This is a genomic window from Methylobacterium sp. WL103 (assembly GCF_008039885.1).
Classification (GTDB): domain Bacteria; phylum Pseudomonadota; class Alphaproteobacteria; order Rhizobiales; family Beijerinckiaceae; genus Methylobacterium; species Methylobacterium cerastii.
The window spans coordinates 1-13,758 of record NZ_VRUX01000063.1 but is presented as its reverse complement, the minus strand read 5'-3'; the positions used below and the strand labels follow the sequence as shown (position 1 = coordinate 13,758).

General features: G+C 70.4%; 14 protein-coding genes, 1 tRNA gene and 2 pseudogenes. 5 read left to right on the top strand and 12 right to left on the bottom strand.

All coding sequences use genetic code 11. From position 1 onward, the window contains the following. From FV222_RS31015 to FV222_RS06690, 7 genes and pseudogenes are all read right to left on the bottom strand, one after another. Nucleotides 1–427 (bottom strand): NAD(P)H-hydrate epimerase (locus FV222_RS31015; RefSeq protein ID WP_281406872.1); only part of this gene is annotated, 427 nt, incomplete at its 3' end. Then, nucleotides 419–1,600 (bottom strand): annotated as a pseudogene (locus FV222_RS06715) (MFS transporter); the annotation flags it as partial. The pseudogene FV222_RS06715 and the gene FV222_RS31015, both read right to left, overlap by 9 nt. A gap of 117 nt (nt 1,601–1,717) precedes the next feature. Beyond that, on the bottom strand, nt 1,718–3,136 hold the full coding sequence (locus tag FV222_RS06710) for an FAD-binding oxidoreductase (RefSeq protein WP_187273540.1): 1,419 nt from the start codon (nt 3,134–3,136) through the stop codon (nt 1,718–1,720). A 136-nt stretch (nt 3,137–3,272) separates the two neighbouring features. After that, a complete protein-coding gene (locus FV222_RS06705; protein ID WP_147761354.1) occupies nt 3,273–3,539 on the bottom strand; it encodes a hypothetical protein in 267 nt (88 codons plus the stop codon). A 265-nt stretch (nt 3,540–3,804) separates the two neighbouring features. Beyond that, nucleotides 3,805–4,005 (bottom strand): hypothetical protein, encoded by a 201-nt coding sequence (locus tag FV222_RS06700; protein WP_147761355.1) that lies wholly within the window; start codon nt 4,003–4,005, stop codon nt 3,805–3,807. A 248-nt stretch (nt 4,006–4,253) separates the two neighbouring features. Then, nucleotides 4,254–4,550, bottom strand: coding sequence for a hypothetical protein (locus FV222_RS06695; RefSeq protein WP_147761356.1), 297 nt, complete (start codon nt 4,548–4,550; stop codon nt 4,254–4,256). A gap of 160 nt (nt 4,551–4,710) precedes the next feature. Further along, nucleotides 4,711–4,786 (bottom strand) — tRNA-Thr (locus tag FV222_RS06690). Between the two features lie 219 nt (nt 4,787–5,005). Between FV222_RS06690 and FV222_RS06685 the strand changes: the two genes are divergently transcribed. The 3 genes from FV222_RS06685 to FV222_RS06675 are packed head-to-tail and all read left to right on the top strand — an operon-like array spanning nt 5,006 to nt 6,601. Next, nucleotides 5,006–5,476 carry a TerB family tellurite resistance protein gene (locus FV222_RS06685; RefSeq protein WP_147761357.1) on the top strand — a complete coding sequence of 157 codons (471 nt, stop codon included), beginning with the start codon at nt 5,006–5,008 and terminating at the stop codon, nt 5,474–5,476. Nucleotides 5,477–5,489: 13 nt separating this feature from the next. After that, a complete protein-coding gene (locus FV222_RS06680; RefSeq protein ID WP_147761358.1) occupies nt 5,490–5,888 on the top strand; it encodes a CidA/LrgA family protein in 399 nt (132 codons plus the stop codon). Further along, complete coding sequence (locus FV222_RS06675) at nt 5,885–6,601, top strand: LrgB family protein (RefSeq protein ID WP_147761359.1); 717 nt, start codon at nt 5,885–5,887, stop codon at nt 6,599–6,601. Before FV222_RS06680 ends, FV222_RS06675 begins: the two co-directional genes overlap by 4 nt. A 30-nt stretch (nt 6,602–6,631) precedes the next feature. Here FV222_RS06675 and FV222_RS06670 read toward each other — a convergent pair whose 3' ends face one another. Further along, nucleotides 6,632–7,726, bottom strand: a complete 1,095-nt coding sequence (locus tag FV222_RS06670) for an NAD(P)/FAD-dependent oxidoreductase (protein ID WP_147761360.1) — start codon at nt 7,724–7,726, stop codon at nt 6,632–6,634. A gap of 424 nt (nt 7,727–8,150) precedes the next feature. On the opposite strand from FV222_RS06670, the gene FV222_RS06665 reads away from it, so the two are divergent. Further along, nucleotides 8,151–8,558 carry a MucR family transcriptional regulator gene (locus tag FV222_RS06665; RefSeq protein WP_147761361.1) on the top strand — a complete coding sequence of 136 codons (408 nt, stop codon included), beginning with the start codon at nt 8,151–8,153 and terminating at the stop codon, nt 8,556–8,558. Nucleotides 8,559–8,651: 93 nt separating this feature from the next. Here the strand turns inward: FV222_RS06665 and FV222_RS06660 are convergent, their stop codons facing one another. From FV222_RS06660 to FV222_RS06650, 3 genes are all read right to left on the bottom strand, one after another. After that, nucleotides 8,652–10,187 (bottom strand): malonyl-CoA synthase, encoded by a 1,536-nt coding sequence (locus FV222_RS06660; RefSeq protein ID WP_147761362.1) that lies wholly within the window; start codon nt 10,185–10,187, stop codon nt 8,652–8,654. A gap of 46 nt (nt 10,188–10,233) precedes the next feature. Continuing rightward, nucleotides 10,234–11,637, bottom strand: coding sequence for a malonyl-CoA decarboxylase (locus tag FV222_RS06655; RefSeq protein ID WP_147761363.1), 1,404 nt, complete (start codon nt 11,635–11,637; stop codon nt 10,234–10,236). Nucleotides 11,638–11,772: 135 nt separating this feature from the next. Continuing rightward, nucleotides 11,773–11,976: a hypothetical protein gene (locus tag FV222_RS06650; RefSeq protein WP_147813541.1), complete on the bottom strand. Its 204-nt coding sequence runs from the start codon at nt 11,974–11,976 to the stop codon at nt 11,773–11,775. Between the two features lie 332 nt (nt 11,977–12,308). Between FV222_RS06650 and FV222_RS06645 the strand changes: the two genes are divergently transcribed. Next, complete coding sequence (locus FV222_RS06645) at nt 12,309–13,496, top strand: MFS transporter (protein WP_147761364.1); 1,188 nt, start codon at nt 12,309–12,311, stop codon at nt 13,494–13,496. Nucleotides 13,497–13,506: 10 nt separating this feature from the next. Here the strand turns inward: FV222_RS06645 and FV222_RS06640 are convergent. After that, a pseudogene (locus FV222_RS06640) lies at nt 13,507–13,758 on the bottom strand (threonine-phosphate decarboxylase); the annotation flags it as partial.

Here is a 13,758-nt window from a genome sequence, read left to right as displayed (position 1 = left end):
CACCCGCACCGCCGCGGGCGGCAAGGCGCGCCGCGCCGGTGCGGGTGGCAGGACCCGACAGCACGAGGGCGTGGCCGCGGGTGTACTTGTGGCTCGCCTCGGTGAGTCGTGGGAAGCACGCTTTCCAGAGTGCAGGACCGTTGCGGAAGGCGGGCGAGTCCAGCGCGAGCCCGGCCGCGAACGCCGCCGGGCCGGTGCCGATGTCGGCGACGTGCACGCATCCGCAAAGGCCACGGCCGGGCTGTAGCAGGTGGCCGGGCTTCTCCGCGACGAAGGTCACGGTCTCGACGGCGGGAAGCGCGAAGCCCCGCACCATGCCGGTGTCGCCGTCGATCCCGCTCGGCACGTCGACCGCAAGCACCGGCCGCCCGGAATCCCGGACCCGTTCGAGGGCGAGGCGGGCGGGCCCGTCGAGGTCGCGCGACAGGCCGGCGCCGAAGGCCGCCGTCGCCGCGCCGAGCTGGTGTCCGGCGAAGACCCAGCCGAAGACCACGTTCGCGCGCTCGCGCCCGAACCGCTGCGCGGCGAGCTTCACGGTCGGCGGCACTGTGGCGATCCAGTCGAGGCCGTAGAACACCGCGAAGAGGGACAGCCCGGTGAACGAGAAGTCCGAGAACGGCAGGCACAGCAGCGAGAGCCCGCGAAGGCCGTAGTACCAGAACAGCAGCCAGCGGTTGTCGTAGCGGTCCGACAGCCAGCCCGAGGCGACGGTGCCGACGAAATCGAAAACGCCCATGCCGGCGAGCACGCTCGCCGCCTGGACCGGGCGCAGCCCATAGTCGGCACAGAGCGGGATGAAGTGGGTCTGGATCAGCCCGTTGGTGCTCGCGCCGCAGATGAAGAAGGTGAAGAACAGCACCCAGAACACCTTCGTCCGCGCCGCCCCGCGCAGGGCTGCGATGGCGCCCACGGCCAGCCCGCGCGGCGGGGCGGCGTTCGCGGTGGTCTCGCCATAGGGCAGCAGGCCGACATCTTCCGGTCGGTCGCGCAGAAGCAGGAACACGAAGGTCGCCGCCAGCCCGAGCAGGCCGCAGATCGTGAGCAGGGCCGCACGCCAGCCCATCGCCTCGGTGAGCGCCGCGAGGACCGGCAGAACGATCAGCTGTCCCGTCGCCGAGCTCGCGGTGAGCAGGCCGACGACGAGGCCGCGGCGGTGCGAGAACCAGCGCGTCGCCACCGTCGCCCCAAGCACCAGCGCGGTGAGCCCGGTGCCGACGCCGACGACGACGCCCCAGAGCAGGATCAGCTGCCAGAGCTGGGTCATGGCGAGCGAGGCCAGCAGGCCGGAGGCGATCAGCGCCAGCGCCAAGAGCACGATCCGACGCGGGCCGTAGCGGTTCATCAGGGCGGCCGCGAACGGGCCCATCAAGCCGAACAGCACGAGGCGGATCGCCAGCGCCGACGAGATCGAGGCCGTGTCCCAGCCGAACTCCCGTTGCAACGGCAGGATCAGCACCCCGGGGGCGCCGACCGCGCCGGCCGTCACCAGCATGGTCAGGAAGGTGACCGCGGCTGAGACCCAGCCGTAATGTACCCCGCGGCGCGCCAGAACGCGGGCGAGCGATCCAGACAGGGCATGGGACGGACTGGCCACGATCATATCACCCTCGCGCGAATCGGGGCGCCTCACCCGAAACAGGCATATGCATGTATTTTCTTCGGGCGCCAAGCGTGGACTCGATGAGAGGCGCGAGTCGTGGAAAGGCGGCGGCCGGCATCAAGGCCGCTCGGTCATCGCCCCGGCGTTCATCAGCCCGTCCGGATCGAGGCCGTGCTTGATCGTCTCGATCAAGGTCAGACGGGTCGGGTCGGCGTAGCGATGGAGCAGGTCGCGCTTGAAGCGGCCGATTCCGTACTCGGCGCTGAAGCTGCCGCCGAGGTCGATCGCCACCGCGTAGATCTCGTGGGCGATGCCGTCCTCGACCCGGCGGGTGAAGGCGAGCCGGTCCTCGCCCGCCGGCACCATCAGGTTGTAGTGCACGTTGCCGTCGCCGACATGGCCGTAGAACGACAGGCGCACGCCCGGCATCCGTTCCGCCAGCACGGCGCCGGCCCGGACCAGGAAGACGCCGAGCTGCGAGAGCGGCACGGCGATGTCGAGCTTCACCGAGCCGCCTGCGTGCTTCTCGCCCTCAGGGATGGTCTCGCGCACGGCCCACATCGCCCGGCGCTGCGCCTCGGAGCTCGCCAACGCCGCATCGGTGATCCACCCCCGCTCCATCAGCGATTCGAGGGCGGCCATCAGCACGTCGTCAAGGCGGATGTGCCGAGACGAGGACGAGAGCTCGAGCAGCACCGCTCCGCCCTCCCCGGTGGCGAACCCGGTCGGGGCGCCGCGCATCTCGGCGACCAGCGCGAGCGAGGAGGCCGAGATCAGCTCGAAGGTCGTGACCAGGTCCGAGGTCTCGCGACGGAGGAACGCGGCGATCTCGGGGATCGGCGCGTCGGCGGCGAGCTGCAGCCATGCGGTGGCGCGGTGGTTTTGCGCCGGCCACAGCTTCAGCACCACGCCGGTGACGATGCCGAGCGTGCCTTCGGCGCCGACGAAGAGCTGCTTGAGGTCGTAGCCGATGTTGTTCTTGCGCAAACGCTTCATGTCGGAAAATAACGAGCCGTCCGGCAGCACCGCCTCCAGGCCGAGGACGAGGTCGCGGGTCATGCCGTAGCGCAGAACCTGCAGGCCGCCGGCATTGGTGCCGAGGTTGCCGCCGAGGCGGCAGCTTCCCTCCGCGCCGAGGCTCAGCGGCAGCAGCAGGTCGTGCGCGGCCGCCGCAGCCTGCGCGTCGGCGAGGATCGCGCCGGCATCGCAGGTTAGCGTGAAGTCGAGCGGGTCGACGGAGCGGATGCGCGCCATCCGCTCCAGGCTCACCACCAGTTGCCGCCGGCCGGCCTGCGGCGTCGCCCCGCCGACGTAGCCGGTGTTGCCGCCCTGGGGCACCAGCCCAAAACCCTCGGCCTTCGCCAGGCAAACGAGCGCCTGCACCTCCGCCACCGATCTCGGCCGCAGGACGGCGTCGGCCTCGCCCTGCATCAAATCGCGCTGGTCGCGGGTGTAGCGTGCGGTGTCGGAGCCGGTGAGCACGCCGCCCTCGCCGAGGGCGGTGCGGAAGGCGGCGACGGGGTCGGACGGGGTCATCGGCAGCTCGCGCGGGATCGGACCTGCGCGGACCATGTCGCCATGGACGCCGGATGGGAAGCCGCGGAGGCGCAAACGAAGGCGGCGGGGCTCGCACCCCGCCGCTCGAACCTGACGCTCAGTGTCGCGCGACCGATCAGCAGCGGTTGCCGCCGGAGGTCTGGCCGTACTGCTTCACCGGGAAGTTCTGCTGGTTGGCGTTGCCCTCGGCCGCCGAGCTCATGCGGCAGTTGGCCGGGTCGCGGTCGAAGCGCGGGCCGTATCCGCCGAACGAACCCGTCGTCTCGACGGCGTAGGGCGAATAGCCGGTGTAGCGGGAAGGGGTCTCGTAGGCCATCGCGGACGAGATCGAGGCAACGCCGAGAATAGCAGCGGCGGCGAAGGCGGCGATACGGGTCTTCATGGTGACGGCGTGGCTCCTGTGCAGGTCAAACCCGGATTTGGGTTCGTTTCTCTCTGCCTGAACCCAAGATGGGGAGCCGCTTTCCGTCTCGACGTGCCGACGCGCACGCAGCATTCGGGATTAAAACCTTTCCGATGATAGAGCACAGAAGCCGTGGCGATGGACGAGCATCGCATCGACGCTTGGCCCGCGTTCGAAGAAGGCCGGGGACTGAGGCGGGCCGCCATCCGACGCAAGCCGCCTCAGCCTTCGATCTACGACACGGTCACTTGTTCGTCCGGCCCCGATGGTTCGGATCGATGCCACCGTCGAGCTTGGTCTCGTTGGCGGTGTCGCCCTCGACAGTCGAGTCCGCCTCGATGTCCGCGATGTCGTGGCCGGTCAGGCCCTTCGACTGCCCGATCCCCGGGTTCCCCTTCAGGTCGGCATCGGTCGGCACGTCGGTCTTGAGATGCTTGTTGGACATCGTGTCTTCCCATCGATCGGGCGGCGCGTCCTGCGTGCCGCGCTCGGTCGGTGGCAAACCCGGCGTTCAGGGGCGCCGTTCCGGACATCGTCGGCGCAGCGACCCTCGGCCGCGCCGCGTGCGTTTCCGAAGGGAGCCGCGCCTTCTGAAACTCGAGATCAGACCTGAGAACAACCAGTCGCCGCGCGCTCCAGCATCCGCTCCGTCACGCCGAAACGCGTGCTCCGCCTCAGCCGACTGTCCGCCGGTCAGCGGAGCGGCTGCCCATCTCTTGGCGTGATGCCTTGGGATCTCAGCTCGTCGTTCTGCTGGTTGATGATCACGGTGTCGGGCCGACGCTGCGGTGCACCGGGGGGCGCGACCGAAGGCCCGGAGATAGACTGCGTGGCGACGGATGGCGGGCACAGCACCTGGCAGATCGGGATGTTGTCCGCCGTCGAGGAGCATCGCGCCACAGCGTTGCCATTCACGCACGCGCAGTTGCAGATCGCGAACGCGGGGAATGGCGCGCTCGCGATCGCCAGAGCGAGGATGAAGCTTCGCATATCGAGGGTCCTGTACGCCGCGCAGGCACCTTAGCGCCGCCTTGTGCGTCGCGCCATCGACTCGAATATTCCAGCGAAATCCGACGAACGGTTCCGTGGAGCCCGCTCAGCCTTCGCCGGCCTGCGATCGTCTTAGGGAAACGAGGAAAGCACTAAGTAGTGGTGCCGCTTGAGGGATTCGAACCCCCGACCCCCTCATTACGAATGAGGTGCTCTACCAGCTGAGCTAAAGCGGCATCCGTCGGCGGCCGCGTCGAAGGCGGATGCCGAGGCCACGGTGCATAGCTGTCCGGTCCCCGCTTGGCAAGGCGAGACCGTGCAGCGCGCGCTCGGCGATGCAGGCGGGACACGCCGGGACGGGGAAGCGCATGAGCGGCCCCGCGCGTCCTTGACGGGCGCGGATGTGGCGGGAAGGGTCCGGTCGTACCGGGCGCGCCGGTTGCCGGAACATCGCCATGTCGTTGATCGCACGCCTGCGGGCCTATGCCGCCGAGGCCCTCGGCGTCGCCGCGCACGAGGCGCCGGGCGACGACACCCATCTGGCCGCCACCGCGCTCCTCGTCCACGTGGCGCGGGCCGACGGCATCCTGGCGCCGGCGGAATCGGAGCGCCTCGCGCGGCTGGTGCGCGGGCGCTACGCCGTGAGCGCCGAATCCGCCGACGCCCTGATCGCACGCGCCGCCGCCTTCGATTCGGAGACCCGCGACGTGGCGAGCCTCGTCGAGATGCTGCCGCACGAGGCCGATGCCGGCGAGCGCGGGCGCATCCTGGCGATGGCGTGGTCGGTGGCCGCCGCCGACGGCACCATCGACGAGTTCGAGGAGGCCTTGGTCTGGCGCCTCGGCAAGCTCCTGGGCTTCGACGAGGCCGGGATCGCGCGGGCCCGCGGCGAGGGTGTTCCCGGCATCGCCCTCGATCCGGCCTGAGCGGCGGCGATCGATGATCGCGAGCCTCACCCTGATCCTGCTGGCGCAGCTGCTGGGCGAAGGCCTCGCTCGCAGCGCCGGCCTGCCCGTCCCCGGCCCGGTCCTCGGCATGGCGCTGATGCTGGCCTTCCTCGTGCTGCGCGACCGGCGCTCGCTGCGCCTCGCGCAAATCCTGCCGAAGCCGCTCACCGATGGAACGCTGGAGACGACGGCGCGCGGGCTGCTTTCCAACCTGTCGCTGATGTTCGTGCCGGCCGGCGCCGGGATCGTCGGGCGCCTCGACGTGGTCCAGGCGCAGGGCCTGCGCCTTGCCGTCGTGGTGGTGGTCTCCACCGCCGCTGCGCTGGTCGCCACCGTCCTGGTCTTCCTCTGGGTCGCGCGGTTGACGGCGCGGACGGGGAGCGAGCGGTGAGCGGCGAGTTCGCGGTCTGGGTCTACCTCGCGCGCACGCCGCTGCTTTGGCTGACGGTGACGCTCGTCGCCTACCTCGTGGCCGACCGGATCTCGGCGGCGAGCGGGCGGCACCCGGTGGTAAACCCGGTGCTCATCGCCATCGCGATCACCAGCACGGTGCTGACGCTCACAGGCACCCCCTACGCCACCTATTTCGACGGCGCGCAATTCGTCCACTTCCTGCTCGGGCCGGCGACGGTGGTGCTGGCGATGCCGCTCTATGAGCACCGCGCCACGGTGATGCGCGCGCTCCTGCCGATGCTGGCGGCGCTGGTCTCCGGTTGCACGGTCGCCCTGGGAAGCGCGATCCTGCTCGGGCGCGCCCTCGGCATCCCGGAAGCGGTGATCGTCTCGCTCAGCCCGAAATCCGTCACCTCCGGCGTCGCCATGGGCATCTCGGAGGCGCTCGGCGGAGACCCAACGCTCACCGCGGTGCTGGTGATGCTGACGGGCATCACCGGCGCGATCCTGGTGACGCCGCTGATGCAGGCCCTCGGCATCCGGGACATGCGCGCGCGCGGCTTCGCGGTAGGGCTCGCGGCCCACGGGGTCGGCACCGCGCGGGCGTTCCAGGTCAGCGAGGTCGCCGGCACCTTCGCCGGCATCGCCATGGGTCTGAACGCTTTCCTCACCGCGATCTTCGTGCCGCTGGCCCTGCGCATCCTGTCCTGACGGTTCGCGGGCCTTCCGAGCCCGTGCGCGTCACGCCGCCAGCCGGTCGGCCACGTCCTCGGCGAGCGACAGGCTCGCGGTCAGGCCTGGGCTCTCGATCCCGAACAGGTGGACGAGGCCGGGCAGGCCGTGCTCCGCCGGCCCGTCCACGCGGAAGTCGGCGGCCGGCTCGCCGGGGCCGGTGAGCTTCGGCCGGATGCCGGCATAATCCGCGACCAGCGATCCGTCGGGCAGGCCCGGCCAGTAGCGCCGGATCGCGGCGTAGAAGGCGTCGCCGCGGGACGGGTCGACCCGGTAGTCGATCGCATCGATCCACTCGACGTCGGGCCCGAAGCGCATGCGGCCGGCGAGATCCAGGGTGAGATGGGTGCCGAGCCCGCCTTCGACCGGCGCGGGGTAGATCAGGCGTCCGAAGGCCGCCTTGCCGGTGAAGCCGAAATAGTTGCCCCGGGCCAGGACGCGACGCGGCACCCGCTCGGCCGGGTACCCGTCCGTGTGGGCGGCGAGCGTCTGCGCGTCGAGGCTGGCGGCGTTGACGACGGCATCGCACGGGTACTCGCCCGCCGTCGCGCCACCGAAGGTCGCGACCCAGCGGCCAGCCTTGCGCGCCAAACCCGTGACGGGAGTATGGAGCGCGATCGCCCCACCGCGATCCTCGAGCTCGCCCTGCAGGGCGAGCATCAGGCCGTGGCTGTCGACGATGCCGGTCTGCGGCGACAGCAGCGCTGCGGTGCAGGAGATGTTGGGTTCCAGGCGCCGGGCCTGGGCGGCGTCCAGCAGCTCCAGGCCTTCGACGCCGTTCTCGACGCCACGATCGCGAATCGCGGCGATCGTCCCGGCCTCGGCGTCCGTCGTGGCGACGATCAGCTTGCCGCAGGCGCGGTGGCCGATGCCGTGGCTCGCGCAGAGACGGTAGAGCATCCGCGCGCCGGCGACGCAGTGCTTCGCCCGGAGCGAGCCCGCCGGGTAGTACATCCCGCCGTGGATCACCTCCGAGTTGCGCGCGGACACGCCGGTGCCGATCGCCTCGGCCGCTTCCGCCACGACCACCTCGTGTCCCCGCAGTGCAAGGGCGCGCGCCACCGCGAGACCGACGACGCCCGCACCGACGACCAGGACTTCCATGATGCGCTCCTCCGCATCCGGTTCTCGGCGACGATCGCCCAGCGGTAAAGACCTGAGCCGCGCCCAAACCGCCGCACTCGGCCGATGACCGCAAATGCAACCGGGAATTGTATAGCTTGGACTGTCGAGGCGTCGACGCGTCGGTGGTGGCCAACCTCATGCTCCCAAACGCGAAACCGCAGGGCGACGACCTCAGAGGCGTCTTATTGCAACCGACTTGAGCCTGTTAATCAATTCTAAGTAGATTTAAATCACTGATTGAGTCGCGCAGAAGTTGTGTTTCGGCCTTCCGCGCGCATAATCGTGCCGGGGCAGGCCGACCTGCCGCGACCGTTCCGGGTGATCGACGACGCCGACATCGAGTTCCCGGCGACAGCACGTTTGGACACGCACCGACCCGACAGCCTTCGGAAGGAGACGAACCGTGCAGACCACGACGGACCCCATCGCCCTCGCCGCGAAGATCCTCACCGCCTACGTCGCGCGCAACTCCGTACCGGCGACAGGCCTGCCGGACCTGATCCGCACGGTCCACGGCTCGCTCACGGGCCTGGCGACCCCGCCGAAGCCGGTGCTGGCCAAGCCGACCGATGCGCAGATCCGCGCCTCGATCCGCCAGGACACGATCGTCAGCTTCGAGGACGGCAAGCCCTACAAGGCGCTGCGCCGGCACCTCACGCTGCGCGGCCTGTCGCCCGAGGCCTACCGCACCAAGTGGGGCCTGCCGGTGGACTATCCCCTGGTCTCGGCCAGCTACAGCGCGCGCCGCTCCCTGATCTCCCGCACCATCGGACAGAACCAGCGCCTGCGGATGCAGCAGGCGGCGGAGTGATCCAGCGGGCTCTCGCTCGGACGCGCCTGCCGGAGGCGCGGGCGGCACGCCGCCTCGGTAAGCGAACGCGGCGAACGCTCAATCCTTGACCGGTCAGGCTGCGCCGGCACCGTCGCGATACAGGCCGGCGTGCTGGTCGCGCAGGATGTTCTTCTGGACCTTGCCCATGGCGTTGCGCGGCAGGTCGTCGGCGAATAGCACCCGCTTCGGGCACTTGAAGCGGGCGAGGCGCCCTTCGAGGTAGGCAAGCACCGCCTTCTCGTCGGGGGCGTCCTCGGCGCCGACCACGATTGCGGTGACGCCCTCGCCGAAGTCGGCGTGCGGCAGGCCGATCACCGCCGATTCGACGACGCCCGGCATCGCGTCGATCTCGGTCTCGACCTCCTTCGGGTAGACGTTGAAGCCGCCGGTGATGATGAGGTCCTTGCCGCGGCCGACGATGTGGACGTACCCACGCCCGTCCACCTTGCCGAGGTCGCCGGTGACGAAGTAGCCGTCCACCTTGAACTCGGCCGCGGTCTTCTCGGGCATGCGCCAGTAGCCCTTGAACACGTTCGGACCCTTCACCTCGATCATCCCGACCTGTTCGGGACCGAGCGCGGACCCCGTGTCCGGATCCACGACGCGTAGCTCGACGCCCGGCAACGGGAACCCGACCGTGCCGGCGATGCGCTCGCCGCCATAGGGGTTCGAGGTGCTCATGTTGGTCTCGGTCATGCCGTAGCGCTCGAGGATGGCGTGGCCGGTGCGGGCCTGCCATTCGGCGTGGGTCTCGGCGAGCAACGGCGCCGAGCCGGAGGTGAACAGCCGCATATGCGCGGTCGCCGCCTGGGTCAGGCCGGGATCCTTGAGCAGGCGGGTGTAGAAGGTCGGCACGCCCATCATGCTGGTCGCCCGCGGCATCAGCTTGAGGATCAGGCCGGCGTCGAGCCGCGGCAGGAACAGCATGCTGCCGCCCGAGGCCAACACGGTGTTGATCGCCACGAACAGCCCGTGGGTGTGGAACACCGGAAGCGCGTGGATCAGCATGTCGTCGGCGGTGAAGCGCCAGGCCTCGACCAGCGTGCGCGCGTTCGAGGCGAGGTTATCGTGGCTGAGCATGGCGCCCTTCGAGCGCCCCGTGGTGCCGGAGGTGTAGAGGATCGCGGCGAGATCCTCCGGCCCCCGCGCCACGTCCGCGAAGTCCGCCCCTTGCGCGTCAGCCGCCTCGGCGATGGTGCCTCGGCCGGCGGCGTCGAGGGTGAGCACGCGGGTGGTACCCGCATTCTCGGCGACCGGCGCCAAAGCCGCGCGCTTGGCCGGGTCGCAGACGAACAGGGCGGGCTCGGCGTCGCCGAGGAAGTAGGCGACCTCGGCCGCCGTGTAGGCGGTGTTCAGCGGTAGGAAGACCGCGCCGGCCCGGACCGCGCCGAGATAGAGGAACACCACCTCGGCGCTCTTCTCGACCTGCACCGCGACCCGGTCGCCAGGGCGGACGCCGGCGGCAACGAGGGCGTTCGCGTAGGCGCCGCTGCGCGCGAGCATGTCGGCGTAGCTGTGGCGGCGCCCGTCCGGAGTCTCGATGAAGGTCTTGGCCGCGGCCTCCGCCGGCAAGGCCTCGCGGATCAGCGCGAAGAGATGATTCGTCATGACACAACGCCCAGCGGAACGGATGATCGACTTCGGCCCACCCGCCTCACGCCTCGGCGAGGGCGACGGAGCGCGGCGGCGGCAGGTTGGCGCGCAACTCGCGCGAAACGGCGCCGGAGGCCGACACCGTGCCGAGGTTGGCATAGGTCTCGTGGTTCTTCTCGATCGCCGACAGGTCGTAGAGGTAGTTGACCATCAGCCCGTAGGACTGCTTCAGCCCCTTCTCCGAGACGTCGCCGAGGAAGTTGATCCGCTCGAGCCGGGCACCGTTGCCGAGGTGGAAGCGGGCCACCGGATCGAGCGGTCGGCCCCGTTCGTTCTTGGCGCGCAGGAAGTAGGCGGCGGCGGCCGGCAGCAGCGCCTTGCGCACGGCGTCGGACTTCGCCTTATCGGTCGCCCAATCCGGTTCGTCGAGTTGGCGCAACGCCTCGATGTCGTCGCGGGTCAGGCCCTGCGGGGCGTCCGCGCGCCGCTCGCGGTCGAGCCAGCGCGCGAAGCCCGGGACTGGTGAGAGCGTGACGAAGGTCTTCAGGGTCGGGATCTCGCGGGCGAGGTCCTCCACCACCTGCTTGATCAGGAAGTTGCCGAAGGTGACGCCGGCCAAGCCCTTCTGGCAGTTCGAGATCGAGTAGAAGATCGCCGTGGTCGCTGACTTCAGCGGCAGCGGGTCGCGCGCCTGCGACAGGATCGGCGCGATCGCCGGCGCGATCGCGCTCGTCAGGGCGACCTCGACGAAGATCAGCGGTTCGTCGACCAGCGCCGGGTGGAAGAAGGCGAAGCAGCGCCGGTCCACCGGCTGGATGCGGCGGCGCAGGTCGTCCCATCCGGCGATCTCGTGGACCGCCTCGTAGCGGATGATCTTTTCGAGGATGTGGGCCGGCGTCGTCCAGTCGATGTGGCGCAGCACCAGGAAGCCGCGATTGAACCACGAGGCGAACAGGTGCTCGAAATCCGAATCGAGGCTGTCGGCGGCGTCGATCAGGTTGGGCTCGCCCTCGTCGCGCAGGATTCGGCGCAGGTCGAACAGGTCCTCGCGCATGCGCACGAGGCTGAGCGTCCCGTCGCGGGCGAGATTGAGGCGGCGGATCAGCTCCTGGGAGCGCGGCTCGGCCGATTCGTGCAGGCTTCCGAGGCGCGCGCGGGTCGGGTCGGCGCGGTAGGCCTCGATCGCGGCGTCCACCGCGTCGTGATCCGCGTCGAACTCGATGGCGATGAGCCGCAGGAAGGCGTGGCGCTCGTCGGTGCCCAGCGTCGCGTAACGGTCGAGGATCAGCCGCGCCAGGGCGACGCCGGAGGCTTCGCCGCGCCGCGAGATCAGGTCGTCGCAGAGTTTGACCAGTTCGGCGGCGTTGGCCCGGGCAGCGAGGTCGCCGCGGCCGATGCCGATGAGGTCGCGACCGCGATCGCTGATGGTCTGGAGGAGGTCGCCGAAGAAAGAGATCGCCGCCATGGATCGCCGTCCGCGTCTCGCCTCGAAACCGGCCGCCGCGGAGGCCCCGGTCGTCCCGGACGGCGATGCCGTCGGCCACACCGTTTACGGCGTGACGGCGCGCGGGACCAGACCCTCCGGGCGAGGTACGACGCCCTATCGGCGCTCGTCGCCGGCCTGCGCCACCACGGCGCTGTCGGCGCGCTCGCGCCAGTAGCCCAGGCCGTACTGGCGGGCGAACTTCAGCTCGGCGGCCCGCCGGGCGCGGTCGGGGTCGCGCGCGCGATGGATCTCCACCGATCCGATGGTGAAGGGAAGCCCGAAGATCTGCTTCTCGAAATCCACCCGGTAGTTCGGCATGAAAATCCTCTCCTTCTCGAAGCGTCGGATGCGCTCCGCGGCACGAATCGGTGTCATCCGTCGCATGAACGGCATCAGAACCCGGAACGCCTCGATCGACAAATCGATTGCGAGCGATCGGGCCGTGCGCGAAACAACGTTCCGCAAAGGAACATAGGGAGGCGGGTCCGGAATCGACACCGGGTGCGCCACTCCTACGCGGCCGTGCCCCGCGCCACCCGCCGTTGCCATGGCACCGGACCCCGCCTAGGCGACTTTCGATCACCCACCATGCGAGAGCCGACCGACATGCTCACAGCGCCGAACCGCTCGCGCGATCCGAAAGCCCGCTCGTGAGCGACGTCTCGACGGTTTCGCCGCATCCGGCTCTGAGCACGACCGCGCGGATCGGGCTGACGCTGATCGCCGGCGGTGCGGTCGCCAACATCTATTACAACCAGCCGTTGCTCGGGCTGCTCGTGGCCGATTTCGGGCCGCGCGCCGCCCTGTGGGTGCCGACCGCGTGCCTCGTCGGCTACGGGCTCGGCATCGTCGGCCTCGTGCCGCTCGGCGACGCCTGGCCCCGGCGCCAGCTGATCATCGCGCAGTTGCTCGCGCTGAGCGTGGTGTTGGTGGTCGCGGCACTCAGCCCGAATCTATCCGTCCTGGTGCTCGCGAGCCTGCTGATCGGCTTCCTCTCGTCGGCGGCGCAGCAGGCGGTGCCCTTCGCGGCGGAACTCGCGCCGGATGCCAGCCGCGGGCGCGTCGTCGGGCAGGTGATGACCGGGCTGCTCTCGGGCATCCTGCTCGCCCGGACGGTCAGCGGCTTCGTCGGCGCGCATCTCGGCTGGCGGGCGGTGTTCTTCGCGGCCGCCGCGGTCTCGCTCGGGATGGCGGCGATCGCGGCGGCGACCCTGCCGCGCACGGAGGCCAAGCGTCTGCGCTACCGCGCGCTGATGCTGTCGATCCTGCACCTGGCGAAGACGCAGCCCGTGCTGCGCAACGCCAGCCTGTCGCAGGCGCTGTTGTTTGCCGCCTTCAATGCGTTCTGGGTGACGCTCGCGCTCCTCGTGGAGGCCGAGCCGTTCAACCTGACCGCGGCCGGCGCCGGGCTGTTCGGGGTGATCGGCGTCTGCGGCGCGCTGGTGGCACCGGTCTCGGGCCGGTTCACCGACCTGCGCGGGGCGCGGCCCGTGGTGGTCGGCGGCAGCCTCCTCGTCGTCGCGGCCTTCGCGGTGCTCTGGGCCGGCGGCACGTGGTCGCTCGGCGCCGTGGCCGTCGGCGTGCTGCTGATCGACATCGGCATGAACGGGGCACTGATCGCCAACCAGACCCGCGCCTACGCCCTCGTCCCCGGCGCCCGCGGGCGGATCAACACAGTGCTGTTCACGGCGATGTTCGTGTTCGGGGCGATCGGCGCCTACGCCGGATCGCAGGCCTTCCTGCTCGCCGGCTGGGCCGGGGTCTGCTTGGTGGGCATCGCCTTCGCCGTCGCCGCCCTCCTCGTCGCCGTGTTCGATCGGCGCCCCACCCTGACCTGAGGATCCGCCCTCACCGGAGGATCCGCGACAGGCGGCACCAGGCGTCCTTGTCCGCGGGAAGCCCGAAGCGCAGGCGCGCCGACGCCTCCGTGAAGCGCCGGACATGGATGCCGGCCTCGCCGAGCCGTCGGAACAGGCCCGGCGCATCGGGGAAGTCGGCGGTGCGAAACAGGACGGTCCCGCCGACCGACGTACCGCCTGCCCGCGCGATCATGCGGTCAAGCCGTCCCGCGTCGGCGGCGCGCGCGGGCAGGCGGTACGT